This is a genomic window from Novosphingobium sp. JCM 18896 (genome assembly GCF_025938095.1).
Taxonomy (GTDB): domain Bacteria; phylum Pseudomonadota; class Alphaproteobacteria; order Sphingomonadales; family Sphingomonadaceae; genus Novosphingobium.
Genome location: NZ_JAPCZF010000001.1, coordinates 322,445 through 341,005, shown reverse-complemented (window position 1 = coordinate 341,005; position 18,561 = coordinate 322,445). Strand labels below are relative to the sequence as shown.

The window sequence follows — 18,561 nt, the reverse complement described above, 5'->3', positions numbered from 1 at the left end:
CGCTCAGGCGGCCGCGGACATCTGCGAGAGCAGCGTGGAGTCGGCATCGCGCGAGAAGATCTGGGCGACGTCCATCAGCACGATGAAGCCCTCGTCACGCCGCACGACGCCCAGGATGTAGTCGGAGCCCCAGCGCACACCGATGTCGGGCGCCGCCTCGATCTGGTCGGCGGCGAAGGTGCTGACGTCCAGCACTTTGTCGACGACCAGCCCCAAGGTCACCGTGCGGCCCGAGAGCGGCACGTCGACGACGAGGATGCGCGTGGTCAGCGTCGGCTTTGCCATAGCCAGGCCAAGCCGCGCGCGCAGGTCGACCGTCGGCACGCCCTGCCCTCGCACGTCGGTGATGCCCTGGAGCCAGACCGGCGCGTTCGGGATGTGGAAGGCTTCGCCGTAGTCGAGGATCTCGCGAACGAGAGTCACCGGGATCGCGAAGCATTCCGCGCCGAGCGCGAAGGTCACTGCCTGCATGGTGCTGTCCGTGGTCACGCTGCCTCCACTCCGAAATCCATGTCGTCCGCATCGGGACCGCCGCTCGACAGGTCGAGCGAGAAGCCGCGGGCGCGCGCCTGCTGGTCAAGCACCGAGTTCGGCTTGACCGCGCCCTTGGGGGCGACCCGAGCAGCGCTCTTCGGCTTACCCGCGGGGACGCGACGGCTCACGACCTTGCGCGTGCCCTCGCCCGTCTTGAAGAAGGCGATCGAGGTCTGCAGTTCCTCGGCGCGGCCGGCGAGCTCGGTCGAGGTGCTCGAGATCTGCTCGGAAGCCGCAGCGTTCTGCTGGGTGACCTGGTCGAGCTGCTGGATCGCCTCGTTGATCTGGGCGACGCCGATGTCCTGTTCGCGGCAGGCGGCGCTGATCTCGCTGATTAGCTCGGCGGTGCGGCGGATGTCGGGCACCAGCTTGTTGAGCATTTCACCGGCTTCGGCGGCGGCCGACATCGTGTCGGACGAGACCGAGCTGATTTCGGCCGAGGCGACCTGGCTGCGCTCGGCAAGCTTGCGCACTTCCGAGGCAACGACCGCGAAGCCCTTGCCGTGCTCGCCGGCGCGGGCGGCCTCGACCGCGGCGTTCAGAGCGAGCAGGTCGGTCTGACGCGCGATCTCCTGAACGATGCCGATCTTCTCGGCGATCGTGCGCATCGCGGCGACGGCCTTGTCGACGGCGACGCCGCTGGCTTCGGCGTCCTTCGACGACTGGCGCGCGATCTTCTCGGTGGTCGCGGCGTTGTCGGCGTTCTGCTTCACGTTGGCAGCCATCTCTTCCATCGAGGCCGAAGCCTGCTCGGCGGCGGCGGCCTGCTCGGTCGCGCCCTGCGAGACCTGCTCCGAGGTCGCCGAGAGCTGCTCGCTACCGGCCGAGACGCTGGTCGCGGCTTCGAGCGATTCACCGACGACGCTGCGCAGGCGGCTGACCATGTTGACCAACGAGTGGCCGAGCTTGTCCTTGGCCGAAAGCGGCTCGTACTCGACGGTCAGATCACCGCCGGCGATCTTGTCGGCGAGGCTCGCCGAAACGCGCAGGCTGGCGGTCATCTTGTTGACCGTGCCGACGAGGTCCTTGATCTCGTCGTTCGAGGTGACGACGACTTCCTGGTCGAGATCACCGATGGCGACCGCGTCGAGCGCCGTGCTGACGCGCTTGAGGCCCTGGGCGACGGTGCGCGAGATCCACAGGGCGCCGGCGATGGCGATCAGCAGAGCCAGCGCGGCAGCGCCAAGCACTGCGGTGCGGGCGGCGGCGTAGAGCTCGTTAGTGTCCTGATCGACCTGCTTCATCTCGGCATTGGCGGCCTCGACGAGCTTCTTCGCCTGTTCCGAGATCGAGAGCTGGACCGGACGGCCCGAAACGAGCGAGACCTCGGCCGAAGCGACCTTGTCGCCCTGGCGGGCCAGCGTGCGAGCCTTTTCGTCGAAGGTCTTGTACTCCTCGAACTCGGTGCGCAGCTTGCTCCAGATGTCCTTGGTTTCAGGCGTGGAGAGCTTTTCGCCCTTATCGAGCAGGGTTTCGAAGTCCTTGCGATAGGTAATCGACTTGCCTTCGAGCTCGTCGAGCATCTTCGGATCGCTGGTCAGCGCCATCGAGCGCGCCTGGCGCGACATGTCACCGATCAGCCCCTGCGCCTTCTGGGCGACGGTGAGCCGTTCGACCGGACCATAAATGATGTCGGTGATGGCCGTGTTCAGCGTCGACATGCGCGAGATCGCGATGGTGCTGACGACGAGCAGCATGATGGTGACGATGGCGAAGGTCGCCGCAAGCTTCAGCTTGATGGTGGGTCGCATGATTATTTTTCCCTGACGCGGGCGAATTGCAGTCAATTCGATGATTATGGAACGAGAGCTGGGGATCGCCCGCCAGCCTGGGGGTGAAGGTTGTGGGGCATCCCGAAGGATGCCCCGTTTTCGATCAGGCGGCTTCGGACCCGAAATCGAGGTCGTCGGCATCGGGGCCACCGTTCGACAGGTCGAGCGTGAAGCCGCGCGCACGCGCCTGCTGGTCGTGGACCGAATTGGCCTTGGACTTCATCGCGGGCTTGGCCTTGGGCTTGGCCGGAAGCTTGGCCCGGGCCGGAACCCCGCGACGGACCGGCGACGCCGCGTGGCTGCCCGTTCCGGTCTTGAAGAAGGCGATCGAGGTCTGCAGTTCCTCGGCGCGGCCGGCGAGATCGCTCGACGTGCTCGAGATCTGCTCGGAGGCGGCAGCGTTTTGCTGGGTGACCTGGTCGAGCTGCTGGATCGCCTCGTTGATCTGGGCGACGCCGATGTCCTGTTCGCGACAGGCGGCGCTGATCTCGGAGACCAGTTCGGCCGTGCGGCGGATGTCGGGCACCAGCTTGGTCAGCATCTCGCCGGCTTGGGCGGCGGCGGCGGTGGTGTCGGACGAGACCGAGCTAATCTCGGCCGCGGCGACCTGGCTGCGCTCGGCAAGCTTGCGCACTTCCGAGGCAACGACCGCGAAGCCCTTGCCGTGCTCGCCGGCGCGGGCGGCCTCGACCGCAGCATTCAAGGCGAGCAGGTCGGTCTGGCGCGCGATCTCCTGGACGATGCCGATCTTCTCGGCGATCGTACGCATTGCAGCCACGGCCTTGTCGACGGCGACACCGCTGGCTTCGGCGTCCTTCGACGACTGACGCGCGATCTTCTCGGTGGTCGCGGCGTTGTCGGCGTTCTGCTTCACGTTGGCGGCCATCTCTTCCATCGAGGCGGAAGCCTGCTCAGCAGCGGCGGCCTGCTCGGTCGCGCCCTGCGAGACCTGTTCCGACGTCGCCGAAAGCTGCTGGCTGCCGGCCGAGACGTTCGACGAGGCGGCATTGGCCTCGCCCACGACGTCGCGCAGACGGTCGATCATCTCGTTGACGTGACCGAGCAGTTCGCCGATCTCGTCGTTGTTGCGGATCTCGACCATGCGGGTCAGGTCGCCTTCGGCCACCTGACGCAGGGCATCGCCGGCGCTCTTGAGACCGCGCGAGATGCTCAGCGAGAGATAGAGCGCAGCGCCGATCGTCAGCAGGAAGGCGAAGCCCGCCATCGCCAGGGTCATCGTGCGCGCAGCCTGGTATTCGGCCGAGGCCTGCTCGTCGGCGGCCTGCATCATCTCCTGCTGCTTCTTCACCAGGGTCTCGATCGTGCCCGACAGCGCCTTGGCGCGGGCCCGCGATTCACCCATCGACAGCGCCGCTGCGGCCGAGCGGTCGCTGGCAGCGAGCGAGCGGACCTTATCGCTGATCGGCAGGAATTCGGCGTACTGCTCCTGGAGCTTCGCCCACATCGCGCGGGTCTGCTCGGAGGGCTTGGCGTTTGCATCCTCGATCAGCTGGTGGACCTTGCCGCGCCAGGTGGCGATCGAGGCCTCGAACTCCGCATCGGTGCGCGGATCTTCGTTCATCACGAGGTTCTTTTCACCGCGGATGATCATGCCGACGCCGGCATCGATGGCGCGGGCGCGATCGAGCTGCTTGGCGGGACCGTTGACGACGCGCGACATGGCATCGTCCATGGCGCTCATACGGCTCAGCGAAACGCCGATGATCGCGGCGAGAATGACGAGCAGGAGCGCGAAGGTCGCGACCAGCTTGAGTTTGATTGTTGCACGCATGGTGGTTGCGACCTTTGTTAGTGCGTGATGGCGGGCATCGACGGCACGGTGCCGCCGAGAACCGATGCGAAGATGGCGGTAAGATCGGGGAGAACGATGACGCCCTCGGGCCGGCGCACCAGCCCGCGGACGTAGTCACGGCGCCAGCGCATGCCGACGGCCGGGGCGTCCTCGCTGGCACCGCGGCTGAGCGCGGCGACCTCGTGGACGCTGTCGGCACGGATGCCGATCTGGATCGGCTCGCCGTCGACCGCCATCTCGATGACGACGATACGACTGTCGAGCGTGGCTTTCGCCGTATGCATGCCGAAGGCCAGACGCAGGTCGGCGATCGGGATGATCTTGCCGCGGAAGTTGACGACGCTGCCGACAAGCGGATGCGCGCCGGGGACGCCCGTCTCGGGCAGCAGGTCCAGGATTTCCTGCACCTGCGTCGCCTCGAGCGCGAAGGTCTCGCTTTCGAGGTCGAAGGTCAGGACGTCGAGGTTGCCCTCGGCATCCCAGGGGATGAGGCTATCGGTCATGGCTTATCCGGCGGCGCGAAGCCGCTCCTCCTGTTGCTGGCCGATGGAGACGAGCTGGGCGATGTCGAGGATCAGCGCGACCGAACCGTCGCCGAGGATCGTCGCCCCGCTGAAGGTCGAGACGTCGCGGTGGAGCGTCGACATCGACTTGATCACGGTCTGGTAGGACCCGACGATCTGGTCGACGACCAGGCCCACGCGCTCGCCGTTGCCGGTCGAGATCACGACGATCTTCTGAAAGACGTCGGGCTTGGTGCCGGTCGCGAACATCTCGCGCAAGCGCAGGAACGGCACGAGCCGGTCGCGCAAGGTGATGAAGCTGCGACCGCGCGAGCGCAGGTCTTCCTCGAGGCTCAGCTCGATGCATTCCTCGACCGCCGCCAGCGGGATCACGTAGTGCCCCTCACCAACGCGGACCAGCAGGCCCTCGATGATCGCGAGGGTCAGCGGGATACGCAGCGAGATGGTCGAGCCTTTGCCCGGGGTCGAAGCGATGTCGATCGTGCCGCGCAGGCTTTCGATCGTGCGCTTGACCACGTCCATGCCGACGCCGCGGCCCGACAGGTTGGTCACCGCCGCGGCCGTGGAGAAGCCCGGCTGGAAGATCAGCTGGTAGAGCTCCTGGTCGCTGAGCACCTGACCCGGCTGGATCAGGCCATTGCCCTCGGCCTTGGCGCGGATGCGATCGCGGTCGAGGCCCTTGCCGTCATCCTGGATCGAGATGATCACCTCGCCGCCCGACTGCTGCGCGCGCAGGCGCAGAATACCGGCAGCGAGCTTGCCCGCGGCCAGGCGATCCTCGGCCGTTTCGAGACCGTGATCGCACGAATTGCGGATCAGGTGGATCATCGGATCGGCGAGACGCTCGATCACGGTCTTGTCGAGCTCGGTGCTCTCACCCTCGGTGATCAGCTCGATCGTCTTGCCGGTCTCGTTCGCGAGGTCGTGGACCAGGCGGCGGAAACGACCGAACAGGGTCGAGACCGGCACCATGCGCAGCACCATCATGGTGTCACGCAGTTCCGACGACAGGCGTTCGATGTCCTCGGTGACCGAACGCAGCGCAGCGTTCGAGCTGTCCTGCGCGATCTGCGAGAGCCGGCTCTGCGCGATGACGAGCTCGCCGACGCGATCCATCAGTTCGTCGAGACGCTCTGCGGGAACGCGGACGTTCTCGGCCGGACGCTCCTTGGCCACGGCAGGCGCAGGAGATGCCGGCGCCGCCGCGGAGGAGGAGGGCGGCGCCGGCACGGCGGAAGCGGCCGGTGCGGTGGCCGCCTCCACGATCGGATTGGCTTCGACGGCCGGCGCTTCGACTTCGGCCACCAACGGCTCGAGCTGAAGCTCCATGTCGTCGATGACGAACATGAACACGTCGTCGATATCGTCACGGCTCACGTCACCACGCAGCGTCACGTCCCAGCCGAAATAGCACTGGGTCGGATCGAACTGATCGAGCGGCGGCAGGCGGTCGCGCAGCACGGCGACGCGCGCGTCGCCGAGTTCGCGCAGCTCGTCGATCAGGCCCAGCGGGTTGAGGCCGTTCACCATGGCCTCGCCCGGCAGGTAGAAGCGCAGATGCCAGCCGGTGGCGGCGGGCTTGGCCGGAGCTGCCGCGACCGGCGCCGCAGCGGCCGGTTCGGCGGTCTCGTCATCCATCGCGGCGCGCAGGCGATCGAGAATCGCCTCGCCCGCGGCATCGCCCTTGGGCGCCGCGGGATCGAGCAGTACGGCCATGTGGTCCTTGGCCGCCAGGATCGCGCCGACCAGCTCGGCCGTGGCCGCAGCCTTGCCCTTGCGCACGCGATCGAAGGCAGACTCGCAATGGTGGGTGAAGGCGGCGAGCGCTTCGAATCCGAACATCGCCCCCGAGCCCTTCAGCGTGTGAAGGCCGCGGAAGACGGCGTTGATCAGGTCGGCGTCCTGCAGGTTTTTGCCGAGATCGAGCAGATCCTGCTCGACCTGGTCGAGCAGGTCGCCCGCCTCGACCAGAAAGGCCGCAACGGGATCGTTCGAACTCACCGGCTCAGCACCTTCGAAACGACGCGCAGGAGCTGATCGGGCACGAAGGGCTTGACCAGCCAGCCGGTCGCGCCGGCGGCCTTGGCCTCGGCCTTGACGCCGTCGTCGGACTCGGTGGTCAGGAACAGGATCGGCACGCCGGTCTGGACCGAGCCCTTGCGGATCTCGCGGATCATCGAAAGGCCGTCCATGTTCGGCATGTTGAGATCGGTCAGGATCAGGTCGAAGCGCTCGGCGCCGGCCTTGGCGAGACCGTCCTGGCCGTCGCTGGCCTCGGTCACCTTGTAGCCCGCGCCGGTCAGCGCGATCTTGATCGCCATACGGAGGCTGGCCGAGTCATCGACCGCTAGAATGGATGCAGACATTATTCGCTTACCTCACCTGTCCAGAATTCGATGTCGGATTGATCCGCCCCTTCCAGGTATCCGCACCGGGAAAGCAGCAATGTGATGGGTTCGTGATCGCACGCGCTCAGCGCCAGCGTCCGGCCGTCATCGGCGCGGTCGTTGCGGTGGGCATCGATCAATTGCACGAAGGTCAGATCGACCTCGTCGAGTTCCGAGACGTCGATCAGAACATCGTTTTCAGCCCGTAGCGCCCCAAGGCGCTCGGCGAATTCCGCGATCGTGCGCGTGGTAACACACGCCCCCGTGGCAAGTTGAACTTGCACTTTAAAACCTCCGAATCCTGTAAAAAGATCAGATTTTTCGTCTGATGGAGGTCTTTTATCGACTAATGGATAACATAGCGTTTAGGTTACTATCAGTTGATGCAACACGGTTTCCAAATACTTATACTTTACTGTTATTTATACTATACAGCGAAGTAAGGAATGATTCACCATGGAATTCGTGTGCAAATACACACACGACTCGCGTCGAATAAGTAAAATCACTATACGTAATTACCGCAAGACGAGTCGCGACGCGCACGGAAGGCGCCTGCGCAATCAACGCTTTATCGAGGATCAGACGAAACGCGCGGGGTCGTAAGGCGCAGGATCGACCACGCCGGGCCCCTCGCCGAGCAACAGCCGCGCCGCGAGATCGGCGGCAGCGGGCGCGGTCTGAATGCCGAAGCCGCCCTGCCCCGCAAACCAGAAGAAGCGCGGCGAGGCCGGATCGAAACCATAGACCGGCAAACGATCGGGCGCGAAGCTGCGCAGCCCGGCCCAACGGTGCTCGACGCGCTCAACGGTCCAATCGACCACCTGGCCCAACCGATCGATCGCCGTGGCCACGTCGATCTCCTCGGGCGCGGCGTCGCAGGGCTCGCTCGGCGTCTCGTCGTGCGGGCTCAGCCAGAGCCGTCCGGCTTCGGGCTTGAAGTAGAAGCGTTCGGACAGATCGAGCACGAGCGGCAGGGCCGCAGGCACTGCCGGGGTCGTGCGCAGCTGTGCGACCGTCCGGCGCAGCGGCGCAATGCCGAGCGCGGCGAGACCGGCCAGTTCGGCAACGGTATCGGCCCAGGCCCCCGCCGCATTGACGAGCAGATCGCAGGCCAGCTCGCGTCCGTCGGCCAGTACGATCCGCCAGCCATCGGCTTCCTCGAAAGCCCCCGCCAGCCGCGCCGCGCACCACAGTTCCACCCCGGCCCGCTTCGCCAGCCCCAGATAGTGCTGATGCAGACCGGCGACGTCGATGTCGGCGCAGCTCGGCTCGAAGGCACCCCGGATCCAGTCGGGGCGCAGGCCGGGAACCTGCGCTTCGATCGCGGCCCTGCCGAGCACTTCGACATCGACCCCCAGGTCGGCGAACCGCGCGGCGAAGGCGTCGAGTTCGCGCTCCTGCCCCGCGCGGGCAATCGTCAGGGCTCCCCGCGCACCGAGAAAACCGTTGTCGCGCAGATAGGTGCCCGATGCCGTGGTCAGCGGCTGGACGGCGGGCCCGCCGTAGCTCTCGGTCCAGAAGGCGGCGGAGCGACCGGTCGAGTGATAGCCGGGGCGATCCTCGGCCTCGATCAACAGGACTCGCGCGCGCGGGCCGAGCGCAGCGGCCAGCGACGCCCCGGCCATGCCCGCCCCGACGACGGCGACATCATAGCGGTCGGTCATTGTCAGGATGCCGGCGCGGTGCGCGCAAGAAAGCCGTCGATCGCATCGAGCGCGCGATCACGCACGCCGTCGCTCTCGCGCAGGATCTCATGACGCGCCTCGTCGCCGAAGCGGACGAGCTCGGCCTTCGGCGGCCGCTGCACGGCGCGTTCGATCGCGGTATATTCGACGAGCTTGTCCGCAGTCGTCGCCAGAGCCAGCACCGGCGTCGCGACCGCCTCGAGCGCGCCCCGGCGATTGAGCTTCCGGATCGAGGCCAGCGCCGCGGCGATCCACCCCCAGGAACCAGGCCCCATCATCAGCTCGGGACGCTGCTGCCGCCACCATATCTCGTCGGCATAGCGTTCGGCATCGTGCGTCAGCAGTTCGATGCGACTGGCCGGTGGCTCGCCCGGTTTCTCACTCCATTTCCAGGCCGGCCGGCGCGGATCTCCAAGGCTCCGCATCAACCGCGCCGCCGTGTGGAGCACGCCAGGTGGCAGCCAGTGCGGGTGCAGTCCTAGCATCGGCGCGATCAGCACCAGTGCCGCAGGATCGACGCGGCGCTCTACCAGCGCGCGCAGGACCAGGTGTCCGCCCATCGAATGGCCGACGAGAACGTGCGGGCCCGGCGTCTCACGCGTCCAATCAGCCCAGAAATCGGCGAGATCGTCGATCCACAGCGCGAAATCATCGACGTGCCCCGTCACCGCATCGGTACCGAGGCGGCCAGAGCCGGCCTGCCCGCGCCAGTCGGTCGAAGTCACCCGCCAGCCGCGGGTATGCCAGTGCCCCAGAGTCTCGAGATACTTCTCATAGGCATCGCCGCGCCCGGGCATGAACAACAGCGAGCCGCGCGGACAATCGGCGGACTGACCCCAATCGATCCGGCGGATCGCGTAGTCGTCGCGCGTATACCAGAGACTCTCACGCGCCTCGCGCGCGATCGCGCGACGATCGATCGCCGGCGCCTCGCAGACCGCGTCCAGGCTCACGCCGCCAGCGCCGTGCGGAGGGCTAACCCCGTACTGATGTTCTTGGTTACTGTTTCGTAAGCCATCGACGCTAGGTGTTCGCGGATACCTGGGGGCATGTCATGCACGGCGTTTTCACTTACGGATTGCTGGGCGCCTTGGCAATCGCGCTCCTGGTGGCGATCGTCACCGACATCCGCCATCGCCACATCGACAACTGGCTGAACGCGGGCATCGCAATCGCAGCGCCGCTGTTCTGGCTGGCAAGCGGAATGGGCCTCACCGACATCGGCTGGCAGATCGGTATCGCCGCCGGATCCTTCCTGGTCTTCGCGCTGATGTTCGCGATCGGCTGGATGGGTGGCGGCGACGTCAAGCTGCTGAGTGCGCTGGCCTTGTGGATCCAGCCGCTCTGGTTCGCGCAGGTCATCGTCGTCATGGCGCTGGCCGGCGGCGTTCTGACGGCCGTCTACATGGTCTGGCACTTCGCGACCCGCCGCGAGGAGCGCCCGGAAATCCCTTACGGCATCGCCATTTCGGGCGCCGGGCTCTGGGCTCTGGCCAGCCAATATATCCCGCCCCTGCAGAATCCCGGACTGTTGGGCTGAACCTGATTTTAACCAATTTGCTCCATTGCGGAGTGAACTTGGGCATTTTTTCGAGGGGGCTGATCTAGCCATGGACAAGAGAAAGCTGTCGCTGCTGCTGGTGGCGCTGGTCATTGCGGTCGGCACGGCCCTGGCGGCGCGCAGCCTGTTCGTCGGCGCATCCGCACCGGCGGCCGAAGCCGCACCGGCACCCGAAGCGAACGGACCGAAGGTCCTCGTCGCCCAGCGCGCGCTTCCGGTCGGCACGATCATCACCGCCGATTCGGTCTCCTTCCAGGCCTGGCCGAAGGAAATGGTCCAGGATGCCTATTTCCTCGACGGCGAAGCCGACATGTCGAAACTGCTCGGCACCGTCGTGCGCAATCCGATCACGGCCGGCCAGCCGATCACCCAGGGCACGCTCGTCGCGCCGGGTGACCGCGGCTTCCTCGCCGCTGCGCTCGGACCGGGCATGCGCGCGATCACGATCCCCGTTTCGGTCAAGACCGGCGTCGCCGGCTTCATCTTTCCGGGCGACCACGTCGACCTCGTCCTGACCCAGTCGGTCAAGGGTGCGGAAGGCCAGGCGCTCAAGGCCTCCGAGACGATCCTCAAGAACCTGCGCGTCCTCGCGACTGATCAGGCGACCTCGACCGAGACGGTCGACGGCAAGTCGGTGGTCCGCACCTCGAGCACGGTCACGCTCGAAGTCACGCCGCGCATCGCCGAAAAGGTCGCCGTCGCCGAGACGATCGGCCAGCTCAGCCTGTCGCTGCGCTCGCTCGCCGACAACCAGTCGGAGCTCGACCGCGCGATCGCGAGCGGTTCGGTCAAGGTGCCCGAAGGCGCGAGCAAGGAACAGGAAGAGAAGATCCTCAGCCAGGCGATGAACCGGCCGGTCGAAGGTCCGACGACCTTCCAGACCGGCGGCGACGTCTCGCGCTTCCAGCGTGTCTCGATGCCGTCGCAGACGCCGCGGGTGATGCCCGCTGTCGGCGCGCCGATGCCCGCGATCAACCCTGGCCCGGTCGGCCCGGTGGTTCGCATCACGCGCGGCAAGAACGTCGAAACCGTCTCCGTGGGGAAGAACTGACATGGCCTTCCGCAGCACGACCTTCACGAAATCATCGCCTTTTGGGGGCAAGACCATGAACCGCCGCCTGCTTCGTACCCTGCTGATCGGCGCCTGCGCCGCCGCACCGCTCGTCGCCGCGCCGGCCCACGCCGCGCCGCCGACGTCGGTTACCCGTCCGGCCAACGACATGGTCCTGTCGATCGGCCGGGGCCAGCTCATCACCCTGGGCGGCACGATGGCCAACGTCTTCGTCGCCAACGATGCGGTCGCCGACGTCGAGGTCAAGTCGACCCGCCAGCTCTACGTCTTCGGCAAGGCCGGCGGCGAGACCACGGTCTATGCGAGCAATGCGGCCGGTGACATCGTCTGGTCGGCCAACGTCCGCGTCGGTTCGAACATCGACAGCGTCGACCAGATGCTCAAGCTGGCCATGCCCGAAGCCAAGATCGGCGTCGCCACGATGGGCACCAACACCTATCTGCTGACCGGCACCGTCGCCTCGCCCGAGGACGCGGCCGAAGCCGAGCGCCTGATCCAGGCCTTTGTCGGCGGCAAGGACAGCACGGTCAACATCGTCAGCCGCCTGAAGACGGCCACCCCGCTGCAGGTCAACTTGCAGGTGCGCATCGCCGAGGTCAGCCGTACGCTGGCGAAGAACCTCTCTTCGAACCTGACGACGATCGACGGCACCGGCGGCTTCAAGTTCGGCTTGGGCCAGGGCCGCCTGCCCGCCACCACCATCTCGACCGATCCGCGCCTGCCGCTGGGCATCGGTTCGGCGACGAGCGGTTACAGGATCGACCCCATTACCGGTCTGCTTGTGCTGGCACCCGGCACCAACGTGACTCCGGCCACGGGCGGCCTCTCCACGATCGCCGGCATGGGTCGTTTTCTCGGCCTCAACATCCTCGGCACGCTCGATGCGGGTGAGAACGTCGGCCTCGTGTCCACCCTCGCCCAGCCTAACCTGACAGCGCTTTCGGGTGAAACCGCCGACTTCCTGGCGGGCGGCGAATTCCCGATCCCTATGAGCCAGGGCCTCGGCACGACCTCGATCGAATACAAGCGTTTCGGTGTCAGCCTGTCCTATACGCCTACGGTTCTGGCCAACGGTCGCATCTCGCTGCGCGTCCGCCCGGAAGTGTCCGAGCTCTCGAGCGAAGGCGCGATCGTGCTCAACGGCTTCTCGATCCCCGCGCTGACCGTGCGTCGCACCGAAACGACCATCGAGCTCGGCTCGGGCCAGAGCTTCATGATCGCCGGCCTGCTCCGGAACACGACGCAGAACGCGATCAAGAAGCTGCCCGGCGCCGGCGACCTGCCGGTCCTCGGCTCGCTGTTCCGCTCGACCGCATTCCAGAAAGGCGAGACCGAGTTGGTGATCGTAGTGACGCCGTACCTGGTCAACCCGGTCGACGCCAAGGACATCAAGCTGCCGACCGACGGCTATTCCGCACCGAACGAACTGGAGCGCCTGCTCGGCAATCAGGAAAGCGGCAAGTCCATCCCGCGCCCGATGCCCAGCGCCGCGCCGCAGAGCACCAACGTGCCGGCCGTCGGCGCCGCCGACATACAAATCCCAGGTTCGGTCAAGCGCGGCGCCACCGCCGAAGCGCCGAAGCCCGGCTTCAATCTCAAGTGAGAGAGGTGAGGAACCCCATGACTTCCCTGATCCGTTCCGCCCCGAAGATCGCGGGCGCAGCACTGGCTCTCTCGCTGGGACTGACCCTCGCCGGCTGCGGCGGCATCGCGACCAACGGCACGCTTGATAGCGTGCACCAGCCGGTGGTCGAGAAGGTCAACTACACGCTCGACGTGAACACCGGCCCTGGCGGCCTCTCGGTTCCCGAGCAGCGCCGCATCGACGGCTGGTTCGACGCGATGGATCTGCGCTATGGTGATCGTATCGCGATCGACGATCCGCTCGGCAGCGAAGCCACCCGCGCGGCGGTTGCATCGATCGCCGCGCGCCGCGGCCTGATCCTCAGCGACACGCCTCCGCCGACCCAGGGCTATGTGACCGCCGGCAACGCTCGCGTCATCGTCACGCGCGCCAAGGCTAGCGTCCCCGAATGCCCGAACTGGTCCTCGCGCAACGACTTCAACCCGCGCAACGCCACGAGCTCGAACTTTGGCTGCGCGGTCAACAGCAACATCGCCGCGATGGTCGCCAACCCGGAGCACCTGCTGAAGGGTGAGAAGGGCGAGAGCGACACCGTGCTCATGGGCTCGAACAAGGCGATCGGCGCGTTCCGCAACAAGGAGCTTTCGGGCGCCGGCGGCGGCACCGTCAAAGCGAACAGCTCGAAGGGGGATTGATCATGAACGCACCCTGGAAAGCTGGACCTGGCGGTGGGCGTGATCCCTATCAGGCCTATATCTGCGACGACGCGGCGCTCGACGTGCTGCGTCCCGTCGTGGTCGAAATGGGCTGGGCGCCCGAGAAGTGCAACAAGGGCGGCCTGCGCAATGCCGTCCAGGCGCTGTCGATCTCGGCCAGCCCCAACATCCTGCTCGTCGACCTGTCGGAAAGCGGCGATCCGCTCAACGACATCAACGCCCTGGCCGAAGTCTGCGAGCCCGGTACGGTCGTCATCGCGATCGGCCAGGTCAACGACGTACGCCTCTATCGCGACCTGCTCGCCAGCGGCATCCACGACTATCTGCTCAAGCCGCTGAACCCCTCGGTTCTGCGCGATGCGCTGGTCAATGCTCAGGCGGTCTTCTCGGCACCCAAGTTCGCCGACGCGAGCGCGGCCAAGCAGCATATCTCGACCGCGGTCATCGGCACGCGCGGCGGTGTCGGCGCCTCGACCATAGCGACCTCGCTCGCCTGGCTGTTCAGCGCCGAGAACAAGCAGCCGACCGCGCTGCTCGACCTCGACATCCACTTCGGCACCGGCGCGCTTTCGCTCGATCTCGAGCCGGGCCGCGGCCTGACCGACGCGATCGAGAACCCGAGCCGCATCGACGGTCTGTTCATCGAGCGCGCGATGATCCGCGCGAACGACAACCTCGCGATCCTCTCGGCCGAAGCGCCGATCAACATGCCGCTGATGACCGACGGCGCGGCCTTCCTCCAGCTCGAGGAAGAGTTCCGTCACGCCTTCGAGATGACGGTCATCGACCTGCCGCGCAACATGCTGATCAACTTCCCGCAGTTGCTGACCGACGTGAACGTGATCGTCCTCGTCACCGAACTGACGCTGGCCGCGGCGCGCGACACCATCCGGATGCTGTCCTGGCTCAAGACCAATGCCCAGCACGCGCAAGTGGTCGTCGTGGCCAACAAGGTGCAGCCGGGTGTCGGCGAGATCAGCAAGGCCGATTTCGAAAGCTCGATCGAGCGCAAGATCGATATCGCTGTCGCCTACGACCTCAAGTCGGCCGCCAACGCTGCGAAGCTCGGCAAGACCTTCTGCGAGGCCAACCGCGCGAGCAAGGCCAGCGTTGCCGTCCGCGACATCGCCAAGGCCGTAGTGGGCGCCAGCGACGTGGCGAGCGACGACGGTGCCGCTCCGGCGAAGAAGTCGCTGCTGGGCAAGATCGATCTCAAGTCAATGCTGTCGAAGAAGTCGCCGGCAAAAAATCCGGCCTGATCTGGAGAATGCCCGCGACGCTTGCGTCGCGGGTCATGAAGAGGAAGGCGATAGGCGCCGATGGACCTGCTTCCGATACTGCTGATCGCCTTCGGCCTGACCGCTTCGATCGCGCTCGTCGCGATGTCGTTCAGCGGCCCTTCGGCCACGAAGGAGAGCGCGCGTCGCCTGCAGACGCTGCGCTATCGCCATTCCGAGAACACGATCGACAAGGTCGAGGCACAGCTGCGCAAGGCCGTCGCCGCACGCAAGCCCAAGCTGCACCAGATCGCCGGTTCGAGCTCGCGCATCGAAGCGCTCGCGCTGCGCCTGCACCGCGCAGGCAAGGGCTGGACGCTGTCGCAGTACATCTATGCCTCGGTCGGCCTCACGATCGGCGTGACCGTGCTCATTTTCCTGATGTCGGGCGCCCTGCCGTTGGCGCTGGGACTGGGAATGCTGGTCGGTGTGGGCTTGCCGCACCTCGTCGTCGGTCATTGCATCAAGAGCCGCGGCACCAAATTCACCGCCAAGTTTCCCGATGCCATCGAACTGCTCGTGCGCGGCCTGCGCTCGGGCCTTCCCGTGACCGAGACGCTTGGCGTCGTCGCGCAGGAAGTGCCGGGACCGGTGGGCGAGGAGTTCAAGCTGGTGATCGAGCGCATCAAGATCGGCCGGACCATGGAGGAAGCGCTCCAGGAAACCGCCGACCGGCTCAACACCCCCGAATTCAGCTTCTTCTGCATCACCCTGGCGATCCAGCGCGAGACCGGCGGCAACCTCGCCGAAACGCTGTCGAACCTCGCCGACGTGCTGCGCAAGCGTGCGCAGATGAAGCTCAAGATCAAGGCGATGAGCTCGGAATCGAAGGCCTCGGCCTATATCGTCGGCGCCCTGCCCTTCATCGTCTTCGGCCTGATCTACTGGATCAACCCGACCTACATCGGCGGCTTCTTCACCGAAGACCGCCTGATCGTCACGGGCCTCGGCGGCCTCGTCTGGATGAGCATCGGCGGCTTCATCATGGCCAAGATGGTCAGCTTCGAAATCTGAGCGGGATACGATAGACATGACTCAAACCCCGCCCGGTCCGACGCTTCTCGGCTTCGATGTCATCTGGGTCGCGACGATGCTCGCGATGATCGCCACCGTGGCCGTTTGCTTCGCGATCTACACCGCGATCACGGTGCGCGATCCCATGGCCCGCCGCGTCAAGGCGCTCAACGAACGCCGCGAGCAGCTCAAGGCCGGTATCGTGGCGACGCCGCGCAAGCGCGCCAGCCTCATCCGCAAGAACGAAACCACCGACAAGATGCGCGACACGCTCTCGTCGATGAAGGTGCTGCAGGACAGCCAGGTCAAGCAGGCGCAGCAGAAGCTGGCCCAGGCCGGTATCCGCAAGAAGGAATGGGCCGTCGCGGTCATCTTCGGGCGTCTGGTCCTGCCGATCGTTCTCGGCGGCTTCGCCGCGGTGATGATCTATCTGGTCGACTATTTCCCCGACTGGGGCAGCTTCAAGAAGTTCATGGCCTTCGCGGCCGTAGCGATCATGTCGTACAAGGCGCCCGACATCTTCGTGCAGAACATGATCTCGAAGCGCACCGACGCGATCCGCAAGGGCTTGCCCGACGCGCTCGATCTGCTGGTCATCTGCGCCGAAGCCGGCCTCACCGTCGATGCCGCCTTCGCGCGCGTCGCCAGGGAACTGGGCCGTGCCTTCCCCGAGCTCGGCGACGAGTTCACCCTGACCTCGATCGAGCTGTCGTTCCTCACCGATCGCCGCCAGGCCTTCGAGAACCTCGCCTATCGCGTCGATCTCGACTCGGTGAAGGGCGTGGTCACGACGATGATCCAGACCGAGCGCTATGGCACCCCTCTGGCCTCCGCACTGCGCGTGCTCTCGGCCGAGTTCCGCAACGAGCGCATGATGCGCGCCGAGGAAAAGGCCGCGCGTCTGCCGGCGATCATGACCGTGCCACTGATCATGTTCATCCTGCCGGTGCTGTTCATCGTCATTCTCGGCCCGGCGGCCTGTTCGATCGCCGACGCCTTCTCGGACGGCGGCCCGAGCTAAGCCAGAGCGCTAACGAAGTTTATGGGAGGAGCGGCCTCTCCGCGGCGGAAACGTCGCGGGGAGGCCGGCTTGTTTCGGGATCAGCGCAGGACCCGGCCGGCAACCGCATCGAGCTTGGCGAGCAGGCTGCGATCGCGCGCGGCGGGCGCGGTGACCAGCGCATGGTCGAGCGCGCCGTCGATCGGGTTCGGCGGGCGCCGTTCGGGCAGCAGCGTCGCCAGCGCACGCACCGCATTGCGCGCCGTCGCGGCATTGGCGTGCATCACTTCGAGCACTTCGGAAACCTCGACGCCCTGCTCTTCCTCGCGCCAGGCGTCGTAGTCGGTGATCATGCCGAGCATGGCATAGGGCAGCTCGGCCTCGCGGCACAGGCGCGCTTCGGGCATGCCGGTCATGCCGATCACGTCGGCACCCCACTGCCGGTAGAGCCGGCTTTCCGCGCGGGTCGAGAACTGCGGCCCTTCCATGGCCAGATAGCAGCCGCCGCGGTGGACCGTCGCACCCGCCTTCTCGCCCGCGCGCGCCGCGATCGAGGCGAGCATCGGGCAGACCGGATCGGCCAGGCTGACATGCGCGACCATGCCCGGGCCGAAGAAGCTGTGACCGCGATGGACGGTGCGGTCGATGAACTGGTCGATCGCGATGAAGTGCCCCGGCGCAAGCTGTTCCTGAAGCGAACCGATCGCCGAGAGCGACAGCACGTCGGTGACGCCGCAACGCTTGAGTACGTCGACGTTGGCGCGGTAGTTCACCTCTTGCGGCGGCAGGCGGTGCCCTGCCCCATGCCGCGCCAGGAAGGTGAAGCGCACGCCGTTCAGCGTGCCGACCGTGACCGGTCCCGAAGGCTCGCCGAAGGGGCTCGAGACCTCGATCTCCTGCGCGTCGTCTAGCCCGACGCCGTCGGCAAGGCCCGAGCCGCCGATGATGCCAATGTGCCAGCGGTCGGATTTCTCCCAACGGCTCTGATTGTCAGCGTGCAAGGATGCCTGCCATGATGATGTCGATGGTGTGCTCGCGATAGCGGTCGCGCAGTTCCTCGGTCAACGTGTCCTGATCGAAGCAGTGCTTGAGCACGAGCCGCGCCGAGAAGAAGCGGTCGACCGCGCCGGTCACGGTGAAATAGAACAGTTGCGGATCGACCGGGCGGAACACGCCGGCGCGCACACCCTCGTCGATCAGCGCCTCATAGGCGCGGTAAATCGGCGAAAGGTAGGAATCGGCGATATGCCGCGCTTCGGCCTCGTCGCTCTCGCGCACCAGCCGCATGGTCAGGCGGTTGAGGTAGGGAACCTGGTAGAAGGTATCGACGACCTTGGAGATGTGCCGGCGCAGCTTCGCCTCCGGCCCCCAGTCGCCTTTGTGCACCAGCGCATCGACGCTGGTGACGATCGCCTGCCAGTCGCGATCGAGCAGAGCCTTGAGGAGGCCGGCCTTGTTGCCGAAATAGTACTTCACCAGCGCCGAATTGAGCCCCGAGCGCAACGACAGCTCGGACAGCGAGATGTCGATCACGTCGCCTTCGCGCATGATCGCACTCGCCGTATCGAGCAGTTGCGCCCGCGCTCCCGCCGGCGTGGTAAGATCGGCCTCCCCCATA

The 18,561-nt window shown here is 66.3% G+C and carries 18 protein-coding genes; 7 read left to right on the top strand and 11 right to left on the bottom strand.

Features of this window, described 5'->3' with window-relative positions; translation table 11 throughout:
• Positions 1-3: 3 nt before the first annotated feature.
• From OLX23_RS01580 to OLX23_RS01540, 9 genes are all read right to left on the bottom strand, one after another.
• A complete protein-coding gene (locus OLX23_RS01580) occupies positions 4-489 on the bottom strand; it encodes a chemotaxis protein CheW (protein ID WP_413629769.1) in 486 nt (161 codons plus the stop codon).
• On the bottom strand, positions 486-2,285 hold the full coding sequence (locus OLX23_RS01575; protein WP_264442482.1) for a methyl-accepting chemotaxis protein: 1,800 nt from the start codon (positions 2,283-2,285) through the stop codon (positions 486-488). Before OLX23_RS01575 ends, OLX23_RS01580 begins: the two co-directional genes overlap by 4 nt.
• Before the next feature lie 124 nt (positions 2,286-2,409).
• Positions 2,410-4,098, bottom strand: coding sequence for a methyl-accepting chemotaxis protein (locus OLX23_RS01570; protein ID WP_264442479.1), 1,689 nt, complete (start codon positions 4,096-4,098; stop codon positions 2,410-2,412).
• 17 nt (positions 4,099-4,115) lie between these two features.
• Positions 4,116-4,622, bottom strand: a complete 507-nt coding sequence (locus OLX23_RS01565) for a chemotaxis protein CheW (protein WP_264442477.1) — start codon at positions 4,620-4,622, stop codon at positions 4,116-4,118.
• A 3-nt stretch (positions 4,623-4,625) separates the two neighbouring features.
• Positions 4,626-6,644: a chemotaxis protein CheA gene (locus OLX23_RS01560; RefSeq protein ID WP_264442476.1), complete on the bottom strand. Its 2,019-nt coding sequence runs from the start codon at positions 6,642-6,644 to the stop codon at positions 4,626-4,628.
• Positions 6,641-7,009: a response regulator gene (locus OLX23_RS01555; RefSeq protein ID WP_264442474.1), complete on the bottom strand. Its 369-nt coding sequence runs from the start codon at positions 7,007-7,009 to the stop codon at positions 6,641-6,643. Before OLX23_RS01555 ends, OLX23_RS01560 begins: the two co-directional genes overlap by 4 nt.
• Positions 7,009-7,314, bottom strand: coding sequence for a hypothetical protein (locus OLX23_RS01550; RefSeq protein ID WP_264442472.1), 306 nt, complete (start codon positions 7,312-7,314; stop codon positions 7,009-7,011). The genes OLX23_RS01555 and OLX23_RS01550 overlap by 1 nt, the downstream gene beginning before the upstream one ends.
• Before the next feature lie 297 nt (positions 7,315-7,611).
• The gene (locus OLX23_RS01545; protein ID WP_264442470.1) at positions 7,612-8,697 is read right to left on the bottom strand and encodes an NAD(P)/FAD-dependent oxidoreductase; all 1,086 of its coding nucleotides are present in this window, start codon (positions 8,695-8,697) and stop codon (positions 7,612-7,614) included.
• Between the two features lie 2 nt (positions 8,698-8,699).
• Positions 8,700-9,671: an alpha/beta fold hydrolase gene (locus tag OLX23_RS01540; RefSeq protein ID WP_264442468.1), complete on the bottom strand. Its 972-nt coding sequence runs from the start codon at positions 9,669-9,671 to the stop codon at positions 8,700-8,702.
• A 101-nt stretch (positions 9,672-9,772) separates the two neighbouring features.
• On the opposite strand from OLX23_RS01540, the gene OLX23_RS01535 reads away from it, so the two are divergent.
• The 7 genes from OLX23_RS01535 (at position 9,773) to OLX23_RS01505 (ending at position 16,964) form a co-directional block, all read left to right on the top strand.
• Complete coding sequence (locus OLX23_RS01535) at positions 9,773-10,258, top strand: prepilin peptidase (protein ID WP_264442467.1); 486 nt, start codon at positions 9,773-9,775, stop codon at positions 10,256-10,258.
• Between the two features lie 70 nt (positions 10,259-10,328).
• Positions 10,329-11,330, top strand: a complete 1,002-nt coding sequence (gene cpaB / locus OLX23_RS01530) for a Flp pilus assembly protein CpaB (protein ID WP_264442466.1) — start codon at positions 10,329-10,331, stop codon at positions 11,328-11,330.
• Position 11,331: 1 nt separating this feature from the next.
• A complete protein-coding gene (locus OLX23_RS01525; protein WP_264442465.1) occupies positions 11,332-12,954 on the top strand; it encodes a type II and III secretion system protein family protein in 1,623 nt (540 codons plus the stop codon).
• A gap of 17 nt (positions 12,955-12,971) precedes the next feature.
• Complete coding sequence (locus OLX23_RS01520) at positions 12,972-13,631, top strand: CpaD family pilus assembly protein (protein ID WP_264442463.1); 660 nt, start codon at positions 12,972-12,974, stop codon at positions 13,629-13,631.
• Positions 13,632-13,633: 2 nt separating this feature from the next.
• Entirely contained in the window at positions 13,634-14,911 is a 1,278-nt protein-coding gene (locus OLX23_RS01515; protein WP_264442462.1) for a pilus assembly protein CpaE, read from the top strand.
• 60 nt (positions 14,912-14,971) lie between these two features.
• A complete protein-coding gene (locus OLX23_RS01510; RefSeq protein WP_264442460.1) occupies positions 14,972-15,943 on the top strand; it encodes a type II secretion system F family protein in 972 nt (323 codons plus the stop codon).
• A 16-nt stretch (positions 15,944-15,959) separates the two neighbouring features.
• The gene (locus OLX23_RS01505; protein WP_264442458.1) at positions 15,960-16,964 is read left to right on the top strand and encodes a type II secretion system F family protein; all 1,005 of its coding nucleotides are present in this window, start codon (positions 15,960-15,962) and stop codon (positions 16,962-16,964) included.
• A gap of 80 nt (positions 16,965-17,044) precedes the next feature.
• Here OLX23_RS01505 and mtnP read toward each other — a convergent pair whose 3' ends face one another.
• Positions 17,045-17,944 carry an S-methyl-5'-thioadenosine phosphorylase gene (gene mtnP, locus OLX23_RS01500; protein WP_264442456.1) on the bottom strand — a complete coding sequence of 300 codons (900 nt, stop codon included), beginning with the start codon at positions 17,942-17,944 and terminating at the stop codon, positions 17,045-17,047.
• Positions 17,934-18,560 carry a TetR family transcriptional regulator gene (locus OLX23_RS01495; RefSeq protein WP_264442454.1) on the bottom strand — a complete coding sequence of 209 codons (627 nt, stop codon included), beginning with the start codon at positions 18,558-18,560 and terminating at the stop codon, positions 17,934-17,936. Before OLX23_RS01495 ends, mtnP begins: the two co-directional genes overlap by 11 nt.
• Between the last annotated feature and the right edge of the window lies 1 nt (position 18,561).

What these genes read in the sequence shown, in the direction of transcription:
- OLX23_RS01575 (WP_264442482.1), bottom strand. Translation starts at nt 2,285, where the DNA reads ATGCGACCCACCATCAAGCTGAAGCTTGCGGCGACCTTCGCCATCGTC.
- OLX23_RS01570 (WP_264442479.1), bottom strand. Translation starts at nt 4,098, where the DNA reads ATGCGTGCAACAATCAAACTCAAGCTGGTCGCGACCTTCGCGCTCCTG.
- OLX23_RS01565 (WP_264442477.1), bottom strand. Translation starts at nt 4,622, where the DNA reads ATGACCGATAGCCTCATCCCCTGGGATGCCGAGGGCAACCTCGACGTC.
- OLX23_RS01555 (WP_264442474.1), bottom strand. Translation starts at nt 7,009, where the DNA reads ATGTCTGCATCCATTCTAGCGGTCGATGACTCGGCCAGCCTCCGTATG.
- OLX23_RS01545 (WP_264442470.1), bottom strand. Translation starts at nt 8,697, where the DNA reads ATGACCGACCGCTATGATGTCGCCGTCGTCGGGGCGGGCATGGCCGGG.
- OLX23_RS01535 (WP_264442467.1), top strand. Translation starts at nt 9,773, where the DNA reads ATGCACGGCGTTTTCACTTACGGATTGCTGGGCGCCTTGGCAATCGCG.
- cpaB (WP_264442466.1), top strand. Translation starts at nt 10,329, where the DNA reads ATGGACAAGAGAAAGCTGTCGCTGCTGCTGGTGGCGCTGGTCATTGCG.
- OLX23_RS01525 (WP_264442465.1), top strand. Translation starts at nt 11,332, where the DNA reads ATGGCCTTCCGCAGCACGACCTTCACGAAATCATCGCCTTTTGGGGGC.
- OLX23_RS01520 (WP_264442463.1), top strand. Translation starts at nt 12,972, where the DNA reads ATGACTTCCCTGATCCGTTCCGCCCCGAAGATCGCGGGCGCAGCACTG.
- OLX23_RS01515 (WP_264442462.1), top strand. Translation starts at nt 13,634, where the DNA reads ATGAACGCACCCTGGAAAGCTGGACCTGGCGGTGGGCGTGATCCCTAT.
- OLX23_RS01510 (WP_264442460.1), top strand. Translation starts at nt 14,972, where the DNA reads ATGGACCTGCTTCCGATACTGCTGATCGCCTTCGGCCTGACCGCTTCG.
- OLX23_RS01505 (WP_264442458.1), top strand. Translation starts at nt 15,960, where the DNA reads ATGACTCAAACCCCGCCCGGTCCGACGCTTCTCGGCTTCGATGTCATC.
- OLX23_RS01495 (WP_264442454.1), bottom strand. Translation starts at nt 18,560, where the DNA reads ATGGGGGAGGCCGATCTTACCACGCCGGCGGGAGCGCGGGCGCAACTG.